The following is a 14,386-nucleotide window of genomic DNA, read 5'->3' on the forward strand; positions in this document are numbered from 1 at the left end:
CGGAGACACACGTCGACGGCCTCCTTCTCGGGACAGACGGCGTGTATGCGGCCTGGGGCGCAGCCGGCGGTCAAGGCACCTTCCCGCAGCAAGCCGGCGATCGCGCCGGGGGCGCGGCCGCGCAGCTCCTGCTCATCTTCCTTGAAGACGATGACATCGAATATCCGCGAAGCGATCGCACCCATCTCGCGTATGTCGCAATCGCGGCGGTCACCCGGTATGGCGACCAGGCCGATCGTGCGCTGGTAGCCGCGCCTCATGTGGGAAACGAGCTTTCCGAGCGCCTTCAGCCCCTCCGGATTGTGCGCATAGTCGACAATAGTGCGGAAATCATGCCCGTCGAAGACGTTGAGGCGACCGGGAGATTCTACGACGAACCATCCTAGCCACGAAACGGGCTATACCATCGCTCGAGCCGCGTGACGTCTTCCTGGTGTAGGCGTACTGCCTCCCACGTCTTCTCGTACAACGTGGTGGCGAGATAAGTAGCGGCTCCGCAAGCCGCAATGGCCTCGACCGGCCGGGGACCGCCGGGGTGGCTCGAGGCTCTATGGAACATGAGGCACATTTCCGAGTTGGGAGAACTTCAAACCATAAACAGGAGCAAGCTTTGGCACACGATTCACGCGACCGGATCCGGGACCTTTACGTTACCGGGCTTCGCAACGCTCATGCGATGGAGAACCAAGCATTGAGCATCATGAAACCGCAACTGGAGCGCATCGAAAGTTACCCACAGGTGGCCGAGAAGCTGGATCAACATATCAGGGAGACCGAGGGTCAGATCGGACGGCTGGACAGCCTTCTGGAAGGACTGGGAGAGTCCAATTCGACGATCAAGGACATGGCGCTTTCGCTGGGCGGAACCATGGCCGCGATGGGCCATACGGTTGCCGGGGATGAAATCCTCAAGAACAGCTTCGCCAATTTCGCGTTCGAGAACTTCGAAATCGCGGCTTACAACTCGCTGCTGGTAATTGCCGACCTGGCCGGCGAGACACGGGCCGAAGGACCATTGCGCCAGAATCTGTCCGAAGAAGAAGGGATGGCAAGGTGGCTTCAGGCGAACCTCGCCGGCGTGACCCGCCAATTCGCGGAACTGAAGAGTGTCGGCGAAGAGGCCAAAGTCTGAGATGGCCGGTGTCCAAGCCGTCCCTGACCTGCTGTTCTCGCCCAGCCTCTTCATCAACGGCTTGATCACCGCCGACACGGTAACGTGCTGGAACGGCTGCAGCCGATCCGCAGTGGAAATGGCCGCTGCGCGTGGAACTGAACACGCAGGGCAGGGACGCGATGGCGCCAGCCTGCCGCATTCCGCTCGAACTTCAGTTGTTTCAGCACCACGCCGGACGTCCCTCCGCGTGCGTGGGCAAGACGAACGTCTATTCCGCCGGCATTACGATTTTGGCCGCTTTTCGCAAAGAGGCGCGATACCTGACGCGAGATACAGTCCTGCTGGTGCACGAGCGCAGGCTTGAAACCATGCTCCAGTCTTCGAAGCGTGCAGGAACGATTGGAACTGCTGAAGACCGCCGAGAAACTTGAACGAGAAGGGTTTGCCCAATTCGCCGAGGGTAGTTCGCTGTTGTGGGTTTGTCGAGGAAGTGACGCGAGGGCGAAGACGAACTGCTACCTAACGGCGGCAGAGGCATTCGAGTTCGGCCTCGTCGCGGCAATCCTTCAATGAATCATGGGCCAGATCGAGCGACGGAGATGGACGGCGTACGATCGAGGAGGCGATCATGATGACGCTGAGCCTACGAAGCAAATGAAGGCCCCAGCCTCTCGCTGGAGTTTTACCGAGCCCGCGTCATGACATTCTCAGCGAGGATTTCCGCACGGAAACGGCATCGCTATGGCGTTCGCCAGGCCGGGGCAATCGTCCACGCGACGGGGCCACGGCCGCCGAGGTAGCGGCCGCTCGTGCATACGGCACCCCCGTCTCGTATTCAGTACTTGACGTCCGGGACATGGCTGCGGTCGAGGGATATTCCAGTCAGTTCACATCCGTTGCAGCGCTCGTAAATTGCGCAGGGGTAACCTGCGCGCCGCGGAATTCACTGTCCAGGCTTTCGAAACGGTGGTCGATATCAATCTCACCGGCTCCATGCGGAGTGCGAGCGCGTTCCGTGGGGCACTCTCGAACGGGGGCGCCATTGTCAACATCGGTTCGATGTTCGCGTTTTTCGGCGCTGCTCATGCGCCGGCTTACGCCGCAACCAAGGGCGCCGTCGTGCAACTTACCAAGTCGCTCGCCATCGCCTATGCCGGGGATGGCATCCGCGTAAACGCATTGGCGCCTGGCTGGATCGAGACCGCGATGACCGCCGCGCCACGCGCCGATCCAGCTCGCAACGGGGAATTGATGAAACGCACTCCGATGGGTCGCTGGGGTACGCCGGGCAACCTGACTGGCCCCGCCTTGTTCCTGTGTTCGCCGCTCGCGGGGTTCATCACCGGGGCAATTTTGCCGGTTGACGGCGGCTATCTCATTGCGTCAGGCGTTGGCTATGCTGCGCGACCGATCTCCAAGCCTGCGTCATCGAGATCAAGATCGAAGGCGACCAATCGACCATGCCTCACTGCAATTGCCGCCACCAACTCGGCAAGCTCGCCTTCCGTATGCTCGCAAAAAGCTGCCTGTTTCCTGACAATCGTGACCGCATCCCGGGTCGACACGACAGAGAACGGCTTCCGGGATCTCACGAAGGATTCCGCGACCTCCGCGACAGATGAAGCTCGGTCGAAATTATCTTGCATACTTGCACCTCATACGACGCTAGTCCAAGCTCGGCCCGCGCAAATTGTTCCCATTGGCATAATGCAGCCTGGTTAGCATCCGGCTTGGGCTCCTTGTGTGCGAAGGCAGGGAGCAACGCGACATGGCCGTCGCCGTCTGCCTTTGGGCTGGACGCATTCGTCTCCACTCGACCAAAGGTCACGCCATCGGCCAGTCCTCGCTATATGCTTCAAATGCGAACACGGGCCCGACGCCCACAGACGAGCAGGATCAGATGTGTCCAAGCCGCTCGCTAAACTTTCCGATCCTCGGACCAACGCAGTTCCGCGCAACAAGTCGCCGGGAGACCTGTTTGCTCGCGTTAATTGCGGTCGACTGACTCCTGGCTCATTCGCCGCCTCGCCGGCTGGCTCCGGTCAGCCGGCCTGGTCCGTCTGCGTCATAGCTCCCCGGCGGACGATCCAATCCACCAAACCGGCTTCGGTCTGCTCGCAGGCCACGAATTCGCGCACCAGACTTCGCGCCAGGTCGCGCCATTGACACTCGGGCACGTTCATCTCCGCGATCAGATCTCGGCATGCAGCGCGTATGATGTCGGCATCGAAGGCTGACACGGCGACAGGACCGCGGTCTGTGTTCTTTGCTCGAGGAGTGTCGCCGCCCTGACGTTCGCGAAAGCGCCTCAGCACCTCGCGCGATGCGGCGATCGCCTGTCGAGTTTGACTCATAGCTTCGTAAAATCCAACTTCGCGGACCGGTGAGCGGTGCCGCGATAGAGTGAAGTGCTCCATAACCGCATGCGCCGTATGCGTACGCGTTGCAACCATCGCCGCCTCCCTGCATTAGCACCCAAGCTTGCAACTTCTGCCGCCCTTCGGGCGGCCGCCTGTTCGCTGCTATGATTGCGTGGGTAAAGCCGGTGAAGCATCGCTACAATTACAAATGTAAGTATGTCATCCAATAACTGATATGCCCGCTGGCTACGGCGGCAACGAGTTCGTCCTTCAGACGGTCGAAGTCTTGCTCGGCGAAGGGCTCTCCGCGTTGCCGGAACGAGGAAGCAGGATCCGGACAAAATGCATGCGGCCGCCTCCAAGATTTCTAAACGGCAGCGACAGGCACGATGTTCCATGCAAGGCGCACCGCTCGGGCAAATCTCGCCGCGTGCCGCCGTTCAGGGGCGCTATTGGCGAGAACCCGCCAATTTCTGCCAGTCGAAGACAACGCCCACTCCAGGCTCGTCGGGTGCTATCGCCAAACCATCCTGAAGCCTAAGCGGCTCGGTGGTGTAATGGTCAATATCGAAACTATGCGCCTCCACCCAGCCGGCATTTGTCTGACCTGCAACGAGGCTGACATGAAGTTCCTGCATCCCGTGACTGCAGACCGGAATGCCAGCCTTGCGTGAGAGCGCTGCCACGCGCAGCCAGCCCGTGACGCCGCCGCAGTTGGAGGCGTCGGGTTGGATGTAGGCGAGATTCGACCAAGCGAAGGCATGCTCGAACTCCTCGATGACGTGCAGGTTTTCTCCCATTGCCAGGGGCATTCCAGTCGCCTTGGCAATGCTGGCGTAACCCTCATAGTCGTCGGGTATGATGGGCTCCTCGAACCACAGCAGATCGTAGGCGGCGAATGCTCTCGCTGCCTCGATCGCTCGCGGGACGTCGAGCGCGTAGTTAGCGTCAACCATAAAGGTGACATGAGGTCCTATGCGCTCGCGAACTGCCTTCACCCGGGCCACATCCTCGGCAAGGTCGTCCTTGCCGACCTTGATCTTCACCCCGGTGAAGCCGGCATTGAGATAGGAATCGATGCTGGCCAAAAGCTGATCGAGGGTAAAGTTTAGGTCGATGCCGCCGCGATAGGCCTTGGCGCTCTTCCCGGCCCCGCCCGCCATCTGCCAAAGCGGCAGGCCGCTACGCCGGCCCTTGAGGTCCCATAATGCGATGTCGATCGCCGATGTCGCGAAAGAAGCGATGCCGCCGCGCCCGACATAGTGGATGTGCCAGAGCATGCCGTCGTAGATCGTGTCGATCTGCGTCGCGTCTAGTGCCTTGAGGAACGGCGCGAGGTCGTGATCGATCATTGCCTTGATGGCATAGCCGCCCCTGCCGCCGGTGTAGGTGTAGCCTGTGCCCTCGGAGCCGTCGGCAAGCCTCAGCGTGACGGTGACCAGCTCGAAATGCGTGTGCGCGCCGTGCTTGGCATCGGTCATCACCTCACGCAGTGGGACCCGGAACAGCCGGGTCTCGACTTCCTTGATTTCGGTGCGGCTCATGCTGCGCTCCATTCAGGTTTTTTCATCGGACCATAATTGCACCGGCAGCGCTGACTAGCAACAATTGTGGCTGATCTTTCAGCGGTTCTGAAGCCAATCAGTTCATTTTTTGGTCCTACAAAAGCATCAAACCGCTTGTGCTTTGGTCCGATTTACCTTCTAATAACAGGACCATCTGGGAGGAAAAAGGCTTGCTGGATACGGAAGAGCGTCCTGAGATGCCCGCGGCTATTCTCGCCGCCCGCGCGGCCGACGCGATGGTGGCCGGCATAGAGGCCGACATCACGTCCGGAAGGCTTGGCGACGGCAGCTACCTGCCGGCCGAGCGCGAACTGATGATCGAGTATGGTGTCGGCCGTGGCGTTGTGCGTGAGGCGATTGCGCGCCTGGCCAGCCGCGGCCTGGTGGAAGCGCGTCCGCGGTTCCGGCCCGTGGCGCGCCGGCCTGGCCTGGATGCCGCGCTCGGCGCCCTCGACGGCATTGTAGGACATCTGCTGAGCGACCAGGCGGGCGTGAAGAACCTCTACGACATGCGCGTCTTCCTCGAGGCGTCGCTGGCGCGCAACGCCGCCATCCATGCCCGCAAGGATGACATCGCAGCCCTGAGGGCGGCGCTGGCGATGAACGAGGCTGCGATCCCGGATTCCGAGAAATTCTATGCGACGGACGTGGCGTTCCACGCAGCGCTCTATGACATCGCGCGCAACCCGGTGCTGCCTGTCGTGCACAAGGCATTTACCGCCTGGCTGTCGCCGCATTGGATGCGCATGCCACGGTCGCCCGAGCGCAACCGCGTGAATTTCCTCAGCCATCGTGAAATCTGCACGGCCATCATTGAGCGAGATCCTGACGGCGCCGAGCGGGCGCTGCTCAACCACCTCTCGGCGGCCTGGGAGTATGTCCGCGGAACATTCGAAAGCCGTGAGGCGCCGGAAGCATGACGCAGTCGTACGACCATATCGTGGTGGGCGGCGGAGCCGCCGGCTGCGTCGCGGCGGCAAGGCTTGTCAAAGCGGGACGGCGAACCCTGCTGCTGGAGGCCGGCCATTCCCATCATCACCCCCTGCTCGACATGCCGCCCGGCATCTTCAAGATGATCAACGGCTCGAAATTCATGCGCTATCACCGCACCGAGCCGCAAGCCCATCTCGACGGCCGCGTCCATGAAATCTCGCAAGGCAACGTGCTGGGCGGTGGCACCTCGGTGAACGCCCAGGTCTACATGCGAGGCCGCTCGGCCGATTATGAGGAGTGGGACGAGCTGCTGCGCGGCAACAATGCCGGCGTACGCTGGAACTGGCAGGCGGTGCTGCCGCATTTCACCGGCATGGAGGGAAACAACCGTCTCGGCGGCGAACTGCATGGTAGCGAAGGTCCGCTGCTGGTCTCGGATCCAGGCCACATCGATGAAGTTTCCCGTTGGTTCGTCCAGGCGGTCCAAGGCCTTGGATTGCCGTACAACCATGACTTCAACGGACCGTCGCAGCGCGGGGTCGGCTTCTACCAGTTCATGAACCGGCGAGGAAAGCGAAGCAGCGCCGCCTACGCCTTCATCGAGCCGCTGACTAATGATCCTAAGCTGACGCTGAAACTCAATTGCACAGTCAGCCGGCTGCTGATCGAAAACGGTCGGGTCACCGGCGTCGTCTACTCGGATGCGTCCGGCGCCGAGCATGCCGTCCATGCGGATGCCGACGTGATTGTCTCGTCCGGTGCCCTCGTCTCGCCGAAATTGCTCATGCTGTCCGGCATCGGCCCCGCCGAGGCGCTTGCTGGGCACGGCATTTCCTGCGTCGCCGACCTGCCCGGGGTCGGCGAAAACCTGATCGACCATCCGGAGGTGCCGATCATCGCCACCGCAAACGGCCCATACGGCTACTTCAGGCAGGGCCAGGGCTGGCGGATGATCAGGAACGGCCTGCATTTCAAGCTCTTCGGCACCGGCACGATCCTGTCAGCGGGGGTCGAGGCCGGAGCCTTCGTCAATCCGGCCGATCCCGAGGGCGAACCGACGATCCAGGCCTTCTGCGTGCCGCACGTCTATCTGGACCGCGATATCCTGACCTTGGTCGAGAACACCTATGGGCTTACCGTGACGACAGTGGTGGTGAAACCAAAGTCGCGCGGTTTCGTGAGGCTGCGTTCGGCGGATCCGAAGGACATGCCGATCGTTTCGCCGAACCTTCTTAAACACCCCGACGACATGAGGGAAATGATCTCCGGCCAGCGTTATTTCCTGCAGGCTTTTCAGACCAAGCCGCTCGCCGATCGAGTCAAGGCCATTGCCGTGCCAAGCCAGGATGATCTCAGCGACGAGGCGATGGCAAAGCATTGCAAGCGCTTTGTGAAGACCAACTACCATCCGGCCGGGACATGCCGGATGGGCTCAGACAGCGACCGGATGGCGGTGCTGGACGCGGCGCTGCGCGTGCGCGGAATAGACAATCTGCGGGTTGCCGACATGTCGGCCTGCCCCAACATCAATGCCGGCAATACAGCGGCGCCAGCCATGATGCTGGGCGACCGCTGCGCCGATTTCATTTTGGAGGCGGCATAGAGCCTGATCCAGCTTGCCAACGGCGTCATCGCCGAAGCCTTCAGGGCCGATATCGTGAGGAAATCACACAGTCGCAGAAAGCGACAATAAAGGAGGAAAGAGCATGATCATAACCCGTCGAAAACTACTGGTTGGCTCCGCCGTCGGCGCGCTCGCGCTGACGCTCGGCTCACGCGCCTTCGCGGCGCTCCCGCCGCTCGCCAAGAAGGACAAGTACAAGGTCGGTTTCGCCCAGACGGAAAGCAACAATCCGTGGCGCCTTGCCGAGACCAAGAGCATGCATGACGAAGCCGCCAAGCTCGGCCATCAGCTGGTCTACACGGATGCCGCCGGTTCGTCGGCCAAGCAGGCCTCCGACGTGAACTCGATGATCGCGCAGGGCGTCGACGCAATCTTCCTGCCGCCCCGCGAAGACAAGCCCCTGGTGCCGGTCATTCTTGCCGCGCGCGATGCCGGCATACCGGTGTTTCTGGTCGACCGCGACGTTGATCACACCATGGCCAAGCCGGGCGAGGATTATGTCTGCTTCATCGGTTCGGATTTCATCCAGGAGGCGACCCGCGTCGGCGAATGGCTGGTCAAGAACGCCAATGGCAAGTCGAAGATCATCGAGCTGGAAGGCACGACCGGAGCCTCGGCCGCTACCGACCGCAAGAAAGGCTTCGACGATTTCATCGCCAAGCACTCGCAGTTCACCATCCTGGCGTCGCAGTCCGGCGACTTCGCCCGCGACAAGGGCCGGCAGGTCGCCGAGACGCTGCTTCAGGCGCACCCTGATGCGGATATCATCTACGCGCATAATGATGAGATGGCGCTGGGCGCCATCGCCGCTTTGGAAGCAGCCGGCAAGACCCCGGGCAAGGATGTGCTGATCTTGTCGATCGACGGCGAGAAGGAAGGCGTCCAGGCGATCATTGACGGCAAGATCGGCGCTATCTGCGCTTGCAGCCCGCTGTTCGGGCCGAAGGCCTTCGCTACGATGGCCGACTATGCGGCCGGCAAGAAGATCCCGCCGTTCATCAAGAACGAGGATGCCTTCTTCGACGCCACGAACGCGAAGAAAGACTTCGATATTGCGTTCTGATATCCACTTTCTTTCCATCTGCCCTACCCGCTTCGGCGGGTAGGGTTTGGGAGTTTGACGATGACCGCTCAGCCGGACCAAGCCGCGCTGCTCCTGGACATGCGTGACATCCAGAAGCGTTTTGCCGGCATCCCTGCCCTGGCCGATGCCTCGCTCCAGGTTCTTCCGGGCGAGATCCACGCACTCATCGGCCAGAACGGTGCGGGCAAATCGACACTTATCAAGGTGCTCACCGGCTATTACCGCCGGGATGCGGGCCAGGTGCTGTTCGAACGGAAGCCGTTCGAGGTTGGGTCTCCGCATCAGGCCCAGGTCAGNTCCACGCACTCATCGGCCAGAACGGTGCGGGCAAATCGACACTTATCAAGGTGCTCACCGGCTATTACCGTCGGGATGCGGGCCAGGTGCTGTTCGAACGGAAGCCGTTCGAGGTTGGGTCTCCGCATCAGGCCCAGGTCAGCGGCATCAGCACCATCTACCAGGAGATCAATCTCGTACCGCTGCGCTCGGTCACCGAGAACATCTGCCTTGGACGCGAGAAGCGCCGCCGCGGCCTGCTCGACTGGAGCGCGATGCATGCGGAAGCCGAGCGCCTGCTCAGCCGCTTCTCGATCGGCATCGACGTGCGCCGCCCGCTCNGACGAGCGTGAAGTCTCGGTCTTGTTCAGCGTTATCCGTCAGCTCAAGGCCGACGGCGTCTCCGTTCTGTTCGTCAGCCACAAGCTCGACGAGTTGTACGAGGTCTGCGACCGGGTCACGATCATGCGTGACGGCCGCACGGTGCGAAGCGCGGCGATGAGCGACATCGGCAAGCTGGAGCTGGTCGCGGCCATGCTCGGCCGCGACGTCGCAGCCGTCGAAGGCCACGCGACCGCGTTCGGCGAGCGCGATCGGTCGAGGATCGGTGATGTGCTGTTTACCGCGCAAGGGCTGGCGGCCGGCCAGTTGGTCCGTGACGTGAGCTTCGACCTGCGCCGCGGCGAGATCGCCGGCTTTGCCGGCTTGCTCGGCGCCGGCCGCACCGAAACAGCCCGCCTCGTATTCGGCGCCGACCGCCGGAGCGCAGGCGAGATGACGATGGAGGGCGCGTCCTACCATCCCGCACGTGCCGCTGATGCCATCGCCGCAGGGATGGGCTTCTGCACTGAGGACCGCAAGGCCGAGGGCATCGTGCCGGAAATGACCGTCGCGGAGAACATAACACTGGCGCTGCTGCCGAAAATCAGCCGCAATGGCATCCTGAACGAGGCCCGGCAGAAGGAGATCGTCGAGCGCTTCATTCGTGAACTCGACATCAAATGCTCGGGGCCTAACCAGAAGGTCCGCGAGTTGTCGGGCGGCAACCAGCAAAAGGTGCTGCTTGCCCGCTGGCTGGCAATGAACCCGAAGCTGCTCATTCTCGATGAGCCGACGCGCGGCATCGATGTCGGGGCCAAGGCCGAGATCCAGCGCATCATCCGCAAGCTTGCCGATGACGGGCTCGGCGTGCTGATGATCTCCTCGGAACTCGAGGAAGTGATGGAAGGAGCCGACCGCATATTCGTGCTGCGCGAAGGAGTGAGGGTGGCCGAACTGGAAGGCCAGGCAGCCGACGAGGAGGACGTGCTCGCGGCGATGGCGCATGGCGGCGCGGCGAAGGAGGCAGCGTGAGCGATCTGGCTACACCATCCGCAGCCAACGACGCTGGAAACCGCCGCTTTGATGTGTTCGGTTTCCTGGCGCGCTACGGCACGGTGATCGCGCTTGTGCTGCTGGTGGTCTTCAACCTTGCCTATACGCGCAATTTCGCGACGCTGCAGACACTCAACGTCAACCTAACCCAGGTCTGCACGATTGTGATCGTCGCGGTGGGGATGACCCTGGTGATCGCCACCGGCGGCATCGACCTGTCGGTTGGTTCGCTGATGGCGATCTCCGGCGCATTGGCGCCGATGATCTTCATGGGCACGATCTTCCCGGTCGGAAACATCTATCTGGCGGTAGCCGTCGCGATGATTGCCTCGATCCTCGTCGCCGGCCTGTTCGGGCTGTTCAACGGCTGGTTGGTCTCGCGTTTCCGCATCCAACCGATCGTCGCAACGCTCGTGCTGTTCATCGCCGGGCGCGGGATCGCGCAGGTCATAACCAACGGCAATCTGCAGACCTTCCGCGTGCCGCAATTCCAGTGGATCGGACTTGCCCGCCCGCTCGGCATTCCCGCGCAGGTCATCATCATGGCCGTGCTGGTTGCGGCGGCCGCTTGGGCCCTTCACCGCACGGTGTTCGGGCGAAGCATCCTGGCGGTCGGCGGCAATGAAAAGGCCTCTGAACTCGCCGGCATCGCCGTATCGAGGATCAAGCTCGCTGTCTATGCGATCAGCGGCCTGTGCGCGGGGCTAGCCGGTCTCGTCGTCATTGCGATCAACTCCTCCAGCGACGCCAATCTCGTGGGGCTGGGCATGGAACTCGACGCCATCGCGGCGGTCGCGGTGGGCGGCACGCTGTTGAGTGGCGGAAAGGCCACAATCATCGGCACCCTGCTGGGCGCACTGACCATCCAGTTGGTGCGCTACACGCTGCTCGCGAATGGCGTGCCCGACGCCGCTGCGCTCGTCGTCAAGGCCGGCATCATCGCATTCGCCGTCTGGCTGCAGCAGCAACACCGGGTGTAATCCATGAACAGCGCCAGACTGGTTCGCATCATCGGCACTTACGGTGTCGTCATCGCGCTTGCAGCCCTCGTCCTGTTCGGATTCCTGCGCTACGACCGCTTCCTCGGCCTCTTCAACGTGATGAGCGTTCTGCGCTACAACTCGATGTTCGCGCTCGTCGCGCTCGGCATGTGCTTCGTGATCATGACCGGCGGCATAGACCTGTCCGTCGGCTCCGTCGCCGCCTTGGGCAGCGTCGCGTCGGCCCTGGCCAGCCCGCACGGCATCGTGGCAGGCCTTGCAGCGGGCGTTGGCGCCGGCCTGGCAGCCGGGCTGATCAACGCGCTCCTGGTTACGCGCGGCAACCTGATGCCATTCATCGCCACGCTTGCCACCATGCTGGCCGCAAGCGGCTCGGCGCTGCTTCTGGCCGGCAACCAGACCGTTTCGGTGTCTTACGATTCGGGTTTCACCGCCATCGGCCAAGGGAATTTCTGGATTTTCCCGATTCCGGCAGTCATCGCCCTGGTTGCCTATGTCGTCGGCTCAGTGGTCCTGAACTACACCAGCACGGGAAGGACGGTGCTGGCCATCGGCGGCGGCGAGGATGCCTCGCGGCTGATGGGGCTGCGCACGGACCGCGTCAAATTTCTCGTCTATGTGGCAAGCGGGTGCCTGGCCGGGCTCGCCGGCGTCGTTCTCGCTTCTCAGTTCGGCGCAGGCCAGCCGATCGAGGGCGTCGGCTGGGAGCTGTTTGCCATCGCAGCCGTGGTCGTGGGCGGGACGCTGCTGACCGGCGGCTCGGGCTCGGTGTTAACGACGCTGGCCGGCGTGCTGTTGCTCGGCATCCTTTTCAACGTCCTGAACTTCGAAAACGGCATGGGTTGGATTTCGCTGTCAGCCTACTGGCAGTCAGTGATCCGCGGGCTATTTTTGCTCGTCGTCGTCCTTCTCCAGGCAAGGCTTACGGCAAGGCGCGAAACTGCGTGAGGTGGCGAACGCCTTCGAGCACGATGAGCTCAAAAGAGTTCTGGCGCTGCAGAATGAGTGCGCGTTGCGCGCCCGGCCCGATGAGCGCATCCCGAAGACTTTCTGCGGCGATGCTCCCCTATTGCACATGGCGTCCGGCGCCTTTGGAGCGGGATCCGGAAGCTGATCGTGGTGCAGTCACATGGCCGTCCTGGAGACGGTCATTTCCCGGCGACCGCCACGAACACGGACTGCCCCTGCCTTTCCAGCCGAAACAGGATGGGCTTGCTCTGCCGGCGAGAGTTCGCCCACTCCTCGACGATATCCGAAGGCTCCGTCACGCGGCGATTGTTGGCCGATATGATGACATCGCCGGGCTGCAATCCGCTCCGGGCGGCAAGGCCATCGGGAACCACTTCCACGACGAAGACGCCGGTTGTTCCTGATTTGATGCCTAGCTGCTGACGCGCCTGATCCGGAATCGGGCTGAGGGATAGGCCGAGGCCTTCGGCCGCCGACTTCTTGTCGGGAACAGCGCCGGTCTTCACCTCCGCATCCTTGCGCTCACCGATGACAAGCGCGATCTCCTGGTCCTTGCCGCCGTTACTCCGTGTCAGAGTGGCCTTGCTGCCAGGCTTCTGGCTAGCCGTCGCAAGCGTGAGGTCATGGACACCCTCAATGACCTTGCCGTTGAACCGGGTGATCACGTCACCCGGCTTCAAGCCGGCTTTCTCCGCCGGGCTGCCGGGCTCAACCGAAGCAACCAGCGCGCCCTTGTCATCCTTCATCCCGAGGGCCTCAGCCAGCGACGGCGTGATGTCCTGCAGGCGGACTCCGATGAAGCCGCGCACGATCCGGCCAGTTCGGATCAACTGGTCGGCGATGCTCTGGGCGGTGCGCGATGGCACCGCAAACCCGATTCCGATGCTGCCGCCCGACGGCGAGACGATGGCGGTGTTGACGCCGATCACCTCGCCACGTGCGTTGAACAGCGGACCGCCCGAGTTGCCTCGATTGATCGACGCGTCCGTCTGGAGAAAATCGTCGTACGGCCCGGCTTGAATGTCTCGCGAGCGGGCCGAAAGAACGCCGACAGTGACTGTCCCTCCGAGCCCGAACGGGCTGCCGATCGCGATTGTCCATGCGCCCGGCTGCATTGCATCCGAGTCACCCCATTTGGTCGTGGTCATGTTGGGCCGCGGGTCCACCTTCAGCACCGCTATATCAGTGGCGGGGTCACGGCCGACCAATTTCGCCGGCGCCGTTTCCTTGTCGGAAAATACGACATGGATCTCTGTCGCGTCGGCAACGACATGGTTATTGGTGACGATGTAGCCGTCGGCACTGATCACAAATCCGGAGCCAAGCGCCTCCCTCACCTGCCGCTGAACGGGTCCGAGGCCCTGGCCGTCGAACGGGCTTGAATAATCGCCTGCCGTCGTCTGGTCCTGGACAACCTCCCGGGTCGTGATCGCGACGACGGCCGGCAATTTCTGCTGGATTATCGCTGTGAAGTCCGTCGGGGTATCCTGGGCCAGGACAGGCGCCACGCCAAAGGCCGAGAGCATCAGCGCAATCGCGATCAAGCGCGTTGCAAATCGTCTTTGCACATCGTGAGACATTGCTGGACCTCCTGCCGGGCAGCCCCGCCCGCTCGGCCCCGCCGCGCGGAGCCGGTGCTCCGGACGCTAGAACTGCCAACAGAGCTGTTTGTTTCAGCCCCCCGGGAAAATGGCACGGCCAGGAAAAACAGCCCGACCGCGGGGGTCCGCAAGGCAGCAGCCGGGAACCATTGAGACCGCCGAGTTCAACCGTCTCATAGGACTGGTCCCGGATATGAAGAAATCAGCAACAGCGAAGGCGTCAGCTCCGGCAAACGTCCGATGTGCCCATGGAGGCCAACATGCCGGCTAAGCTGCCTGGACGAAGTGGACCGGATCTCAATGAGTAGCGCTCAACCCCCGTCGTCCTCGCTGGCAACCCCGCCGCCGGACTTGGAGGCGGCTGCATACGGGGCGGCCGCGAACCCGTCGAGCGAGATCATGTTGATGACTCAGCGCGCCCACGTCCATGGCCTGAGTTGTCACATTCAGCAGATGAGACATGATCCGCGAGATTTCACTGTAGA

Annotated in this window: 14 protein-coding genes and 1 pseudogene; 11 read left to right on the top strand and 4 right to left on the bottom strand. The window is 62.4% G+C overall.

Annotated features, from left to right (window positions below):
* Positions 1 to 320 (bottom strand): cyanophycin synthetase (locus X742_RS1000000173490; RefSeq protein ID WP_280800208.1); only part of this gene is annotated, 320 nt, incomplete at its 3' end.
* 290 nt (positions 321 to 610) lie between these two features.
* Here X742_RS1000000173490 and X742_RS140990 point away from each other — a divergent pair.
* The 3 genes from X742_RS140990 (at position 611) to X742_RS1000000171790 (ending at position 2,836) form a co-directional block, all read left to right on the top strand.
* Positions 611 to 1,132 (top strand): ferritin-like domain-containing protein, encoded by a 522-nt coding sequence (locus X742_RS140990; RefSeq protein WP_031241481.1) that lies wholly within the window; start codon positions 611 to 613, stop codon positions 1,130 to 1,132.
* A gap of 131 nt (positions 1,133 to 1,263) precedes the next feature.
* The gene (locus X742_RS140985; RefSeq protein ID WP_023775450.1) at positions 1,264 to 1,545 is read left to right on the top strand and encodes a hypothetical protein; all 282 of its coding nucleotides are present in this window, start codon (positions 1,264 to 1,266) and stop codon (positions 1,543 to 1,545) included.
* A 481-nt stretch (positions 1,546 to 2,026) separates the two neighbouring features.
* On the top strand, positions 2,027 to 2,836 hold the full coding sequence (locus X742_RS1000000171790; RefSeq protein ID WP_023775452.1) for an SDR family oxidoreductase: 810 nt from the start codon (positions 2,027 to 2,029) through the stop codon (positions 2,834 to 2,836).
* A gap of 320 nt (positions 2,837 to 3,156) precedes the next feature.
* On the opposite strand, the gene X742_RS0139095 is transcribed toward X742_RS1000000171790, so the two are convergent.
* Positions 3,157 to 3,567 (bottom strand): hypothetical protein, encoded by a 411-nt coding sequence (locus tag X742_RS0139095; protein WP_031248750.1) that lies wholly within the window; start codon positions 3,565 to 3,567, stop codon positions 3,157 to 3,159.
* A gap of 356 nt (positions 3,568 to 3,923) precedes the next feature.
* Positions 3,924 to 5,018: a mandelate racemase/muconate lactonizing enzyme family protein gene (locus tag X742_RS140980; protein ID WP_031248752.1), complete on the bottom strand. Its 1,095-nt coding sequence runs from the start codon at positions 5,016 to 5,018 to the stop codon at positions 3,924 to 3,926.
* Positions 5,019 to 5,209: 191 nt separating this feature from the next.
* Between X742_RS140980 and X742_RS140975 the strand changes: the two genes are divergently transcribed.
* From X742_RS140975 to X742_RS140955, 8 genes and pseudogenes are all read left to right on the top strand, one after another.
* Positions 5,210 to 5,959, top strand: coding sequence for an FCD domain-containing protein (locus X742_RS140975; RefSeq protein ID WP_023748427.1), 750 nt, complete (start codon positions 5,210 to 5,212; stop codon positions 5,957 to 5,959).
* Positions 5,956 to 7,575, top strand: a complete 1,620-nt coding sequence (locus X742_RS140970; RefSeq protein ID WP_023775456.1) for a GMC family oxidoreductase — start codon at positions 5,956 to 5,958, stop codon at positions 7,573 to 7,575. The genes X742_RS140975 and X742_RS140970 overlap by 4 nt, the downstream gene beginning before the upstream one ends.
* Before the next feature lie 103 nt (positions 7,576 to 7,678).
* The gene (locus X742_RS140965) at positions 7,679 to 8,659 is read left to right on the top strand and encodes an ABC transporter substrate-binding protein (RefSeq protein ID WP_023775457.1); all 981 of its coding nucleotides are present in this window, start codon (positions 7,679 to 7,681) and stop codon (positions 8,657 to 8,659) included.
* 99 nt (positions 8,660 to 8,758) lie between these two features.
* Positions 8,759 to 8,923: pseudogene (locus tag X742_RS1000000176285) on the top strand (ATP-binding cassette domain-containing protein); the annotation flags it as partial.
* 104 nt (positions 8,924 to 9,027) lie between these two features.
* Positions 9,028 to 9,309, top strand: a complete 282-nt coding sequence (locus tag X742_RS1000000176290) for a hypothetical protein (RefSeq protein ID WP_023775458.1) — start codon at positions 9,028 to 9,030, stop codon at positions 9,307 to 9,309.
* Positions 9,310 to 9,319: 10 nt separating this feature from the next.
* Positions 9,320 to 10,309 (top strand): sugar ABC transporter ATP-binding protein, encoded by a 990-nt coding sequence (locus X742_RS1000000176295; protein WP_023775459.1) that lies wholly within the window; start codon positions 9,320 to 9,322, stop codon positions 10,307 to 10,309.
* Positions 10,310 to 10,362: 53 nt separating this feature from the next.
* Positions 10,363 to 11,310: an ABC transporter permease gene (locus X742_RS140960; RefSeq protein ID WP_245275658.1), complete on the top strand. Its 948-nt coding sequence runs from the start codon at positions 10,363 to 10,365 to the stop codon at positions 11,308 to 11,310.
* Between the two features lie 3 nt (positions 11,311 to 11,313).
* Positions 11,314 to 12,279, top strand: coding sequence for an ABC transporter permease (locus X742_RS140955; RefSeq protein WP_023775461.1), 966 nt, complete (start codon positions 11,314 to 11,316; stop codon positions 12,277 to 12,279).
* Positions 12,280 to 12,479: 200 nt separating this feature from the next.
* Here X742_RS140955 and X742_RS140950 read toward each other — a convergent pair whose 3' ends face one another.
* A complete protein-coding gene (locus X742_RS140950; protein WP_031248753.1) occupies positions 12,480 to 13,880 on the bottom strand; it encodes a Do family serine endopeptidase in 1,401 nt (466 codons plus the stop codon).
* Positions 13,881 to 14,386: the final 506 nt, after the last annotated feature.

The organism is Mesorhizobium sp. LNHC229A00 (assembly GCF_000502415.1).
Classification (GTDB): Bacteria; Pseudomonadota; Alphaproteobacteria; order Rhizobiales; family Rhizobiaceae; genus Mesorhizobium.

Coding starts and splice junctions, on each gene's coding strand:
- X742_RS0139095 (WP_031248750.1), bottom strand. CDS start 3,567: ATGGTTGCAACGCGTACGCATACGGCGCATGCGGTTATGGAGCACTTC.
- X742_RS140980 (WP_031248752.1), bottom strand. CDS start 5,018: ATGAGCCGCACCGAAATCAAGGAAGTCGAGACCCGGCTGTTCCGGGTC.
- X742_RS140970 (WP_023775456.1), top strand. CDS start 5,956: ATGACGCAGTCGTACGACCATATCGTGGTGGGCGGCGGAGCCGCCGGC.
- X742_RS140965 (WP_023775457.1), top strand. CDS start 7,679: ATGATCATAACCCGTCGAAAACTACTGGTTGGCTCCGCCGTCGGCGCG.
- X742_RS140955 (WP_023775461.1), top strand. CDS start 11,314: ATGAACAGCGCCAGACTGGTTCGCATCATCGGCACTTACGGTGTCGTC.
- X742_RS140950 (WP_031248753.1), bottom strand. CDS start 13,880: ATGTCTCACGATGTGCAAAGACGATTTGCAACGCGCTTGATCGCGATT.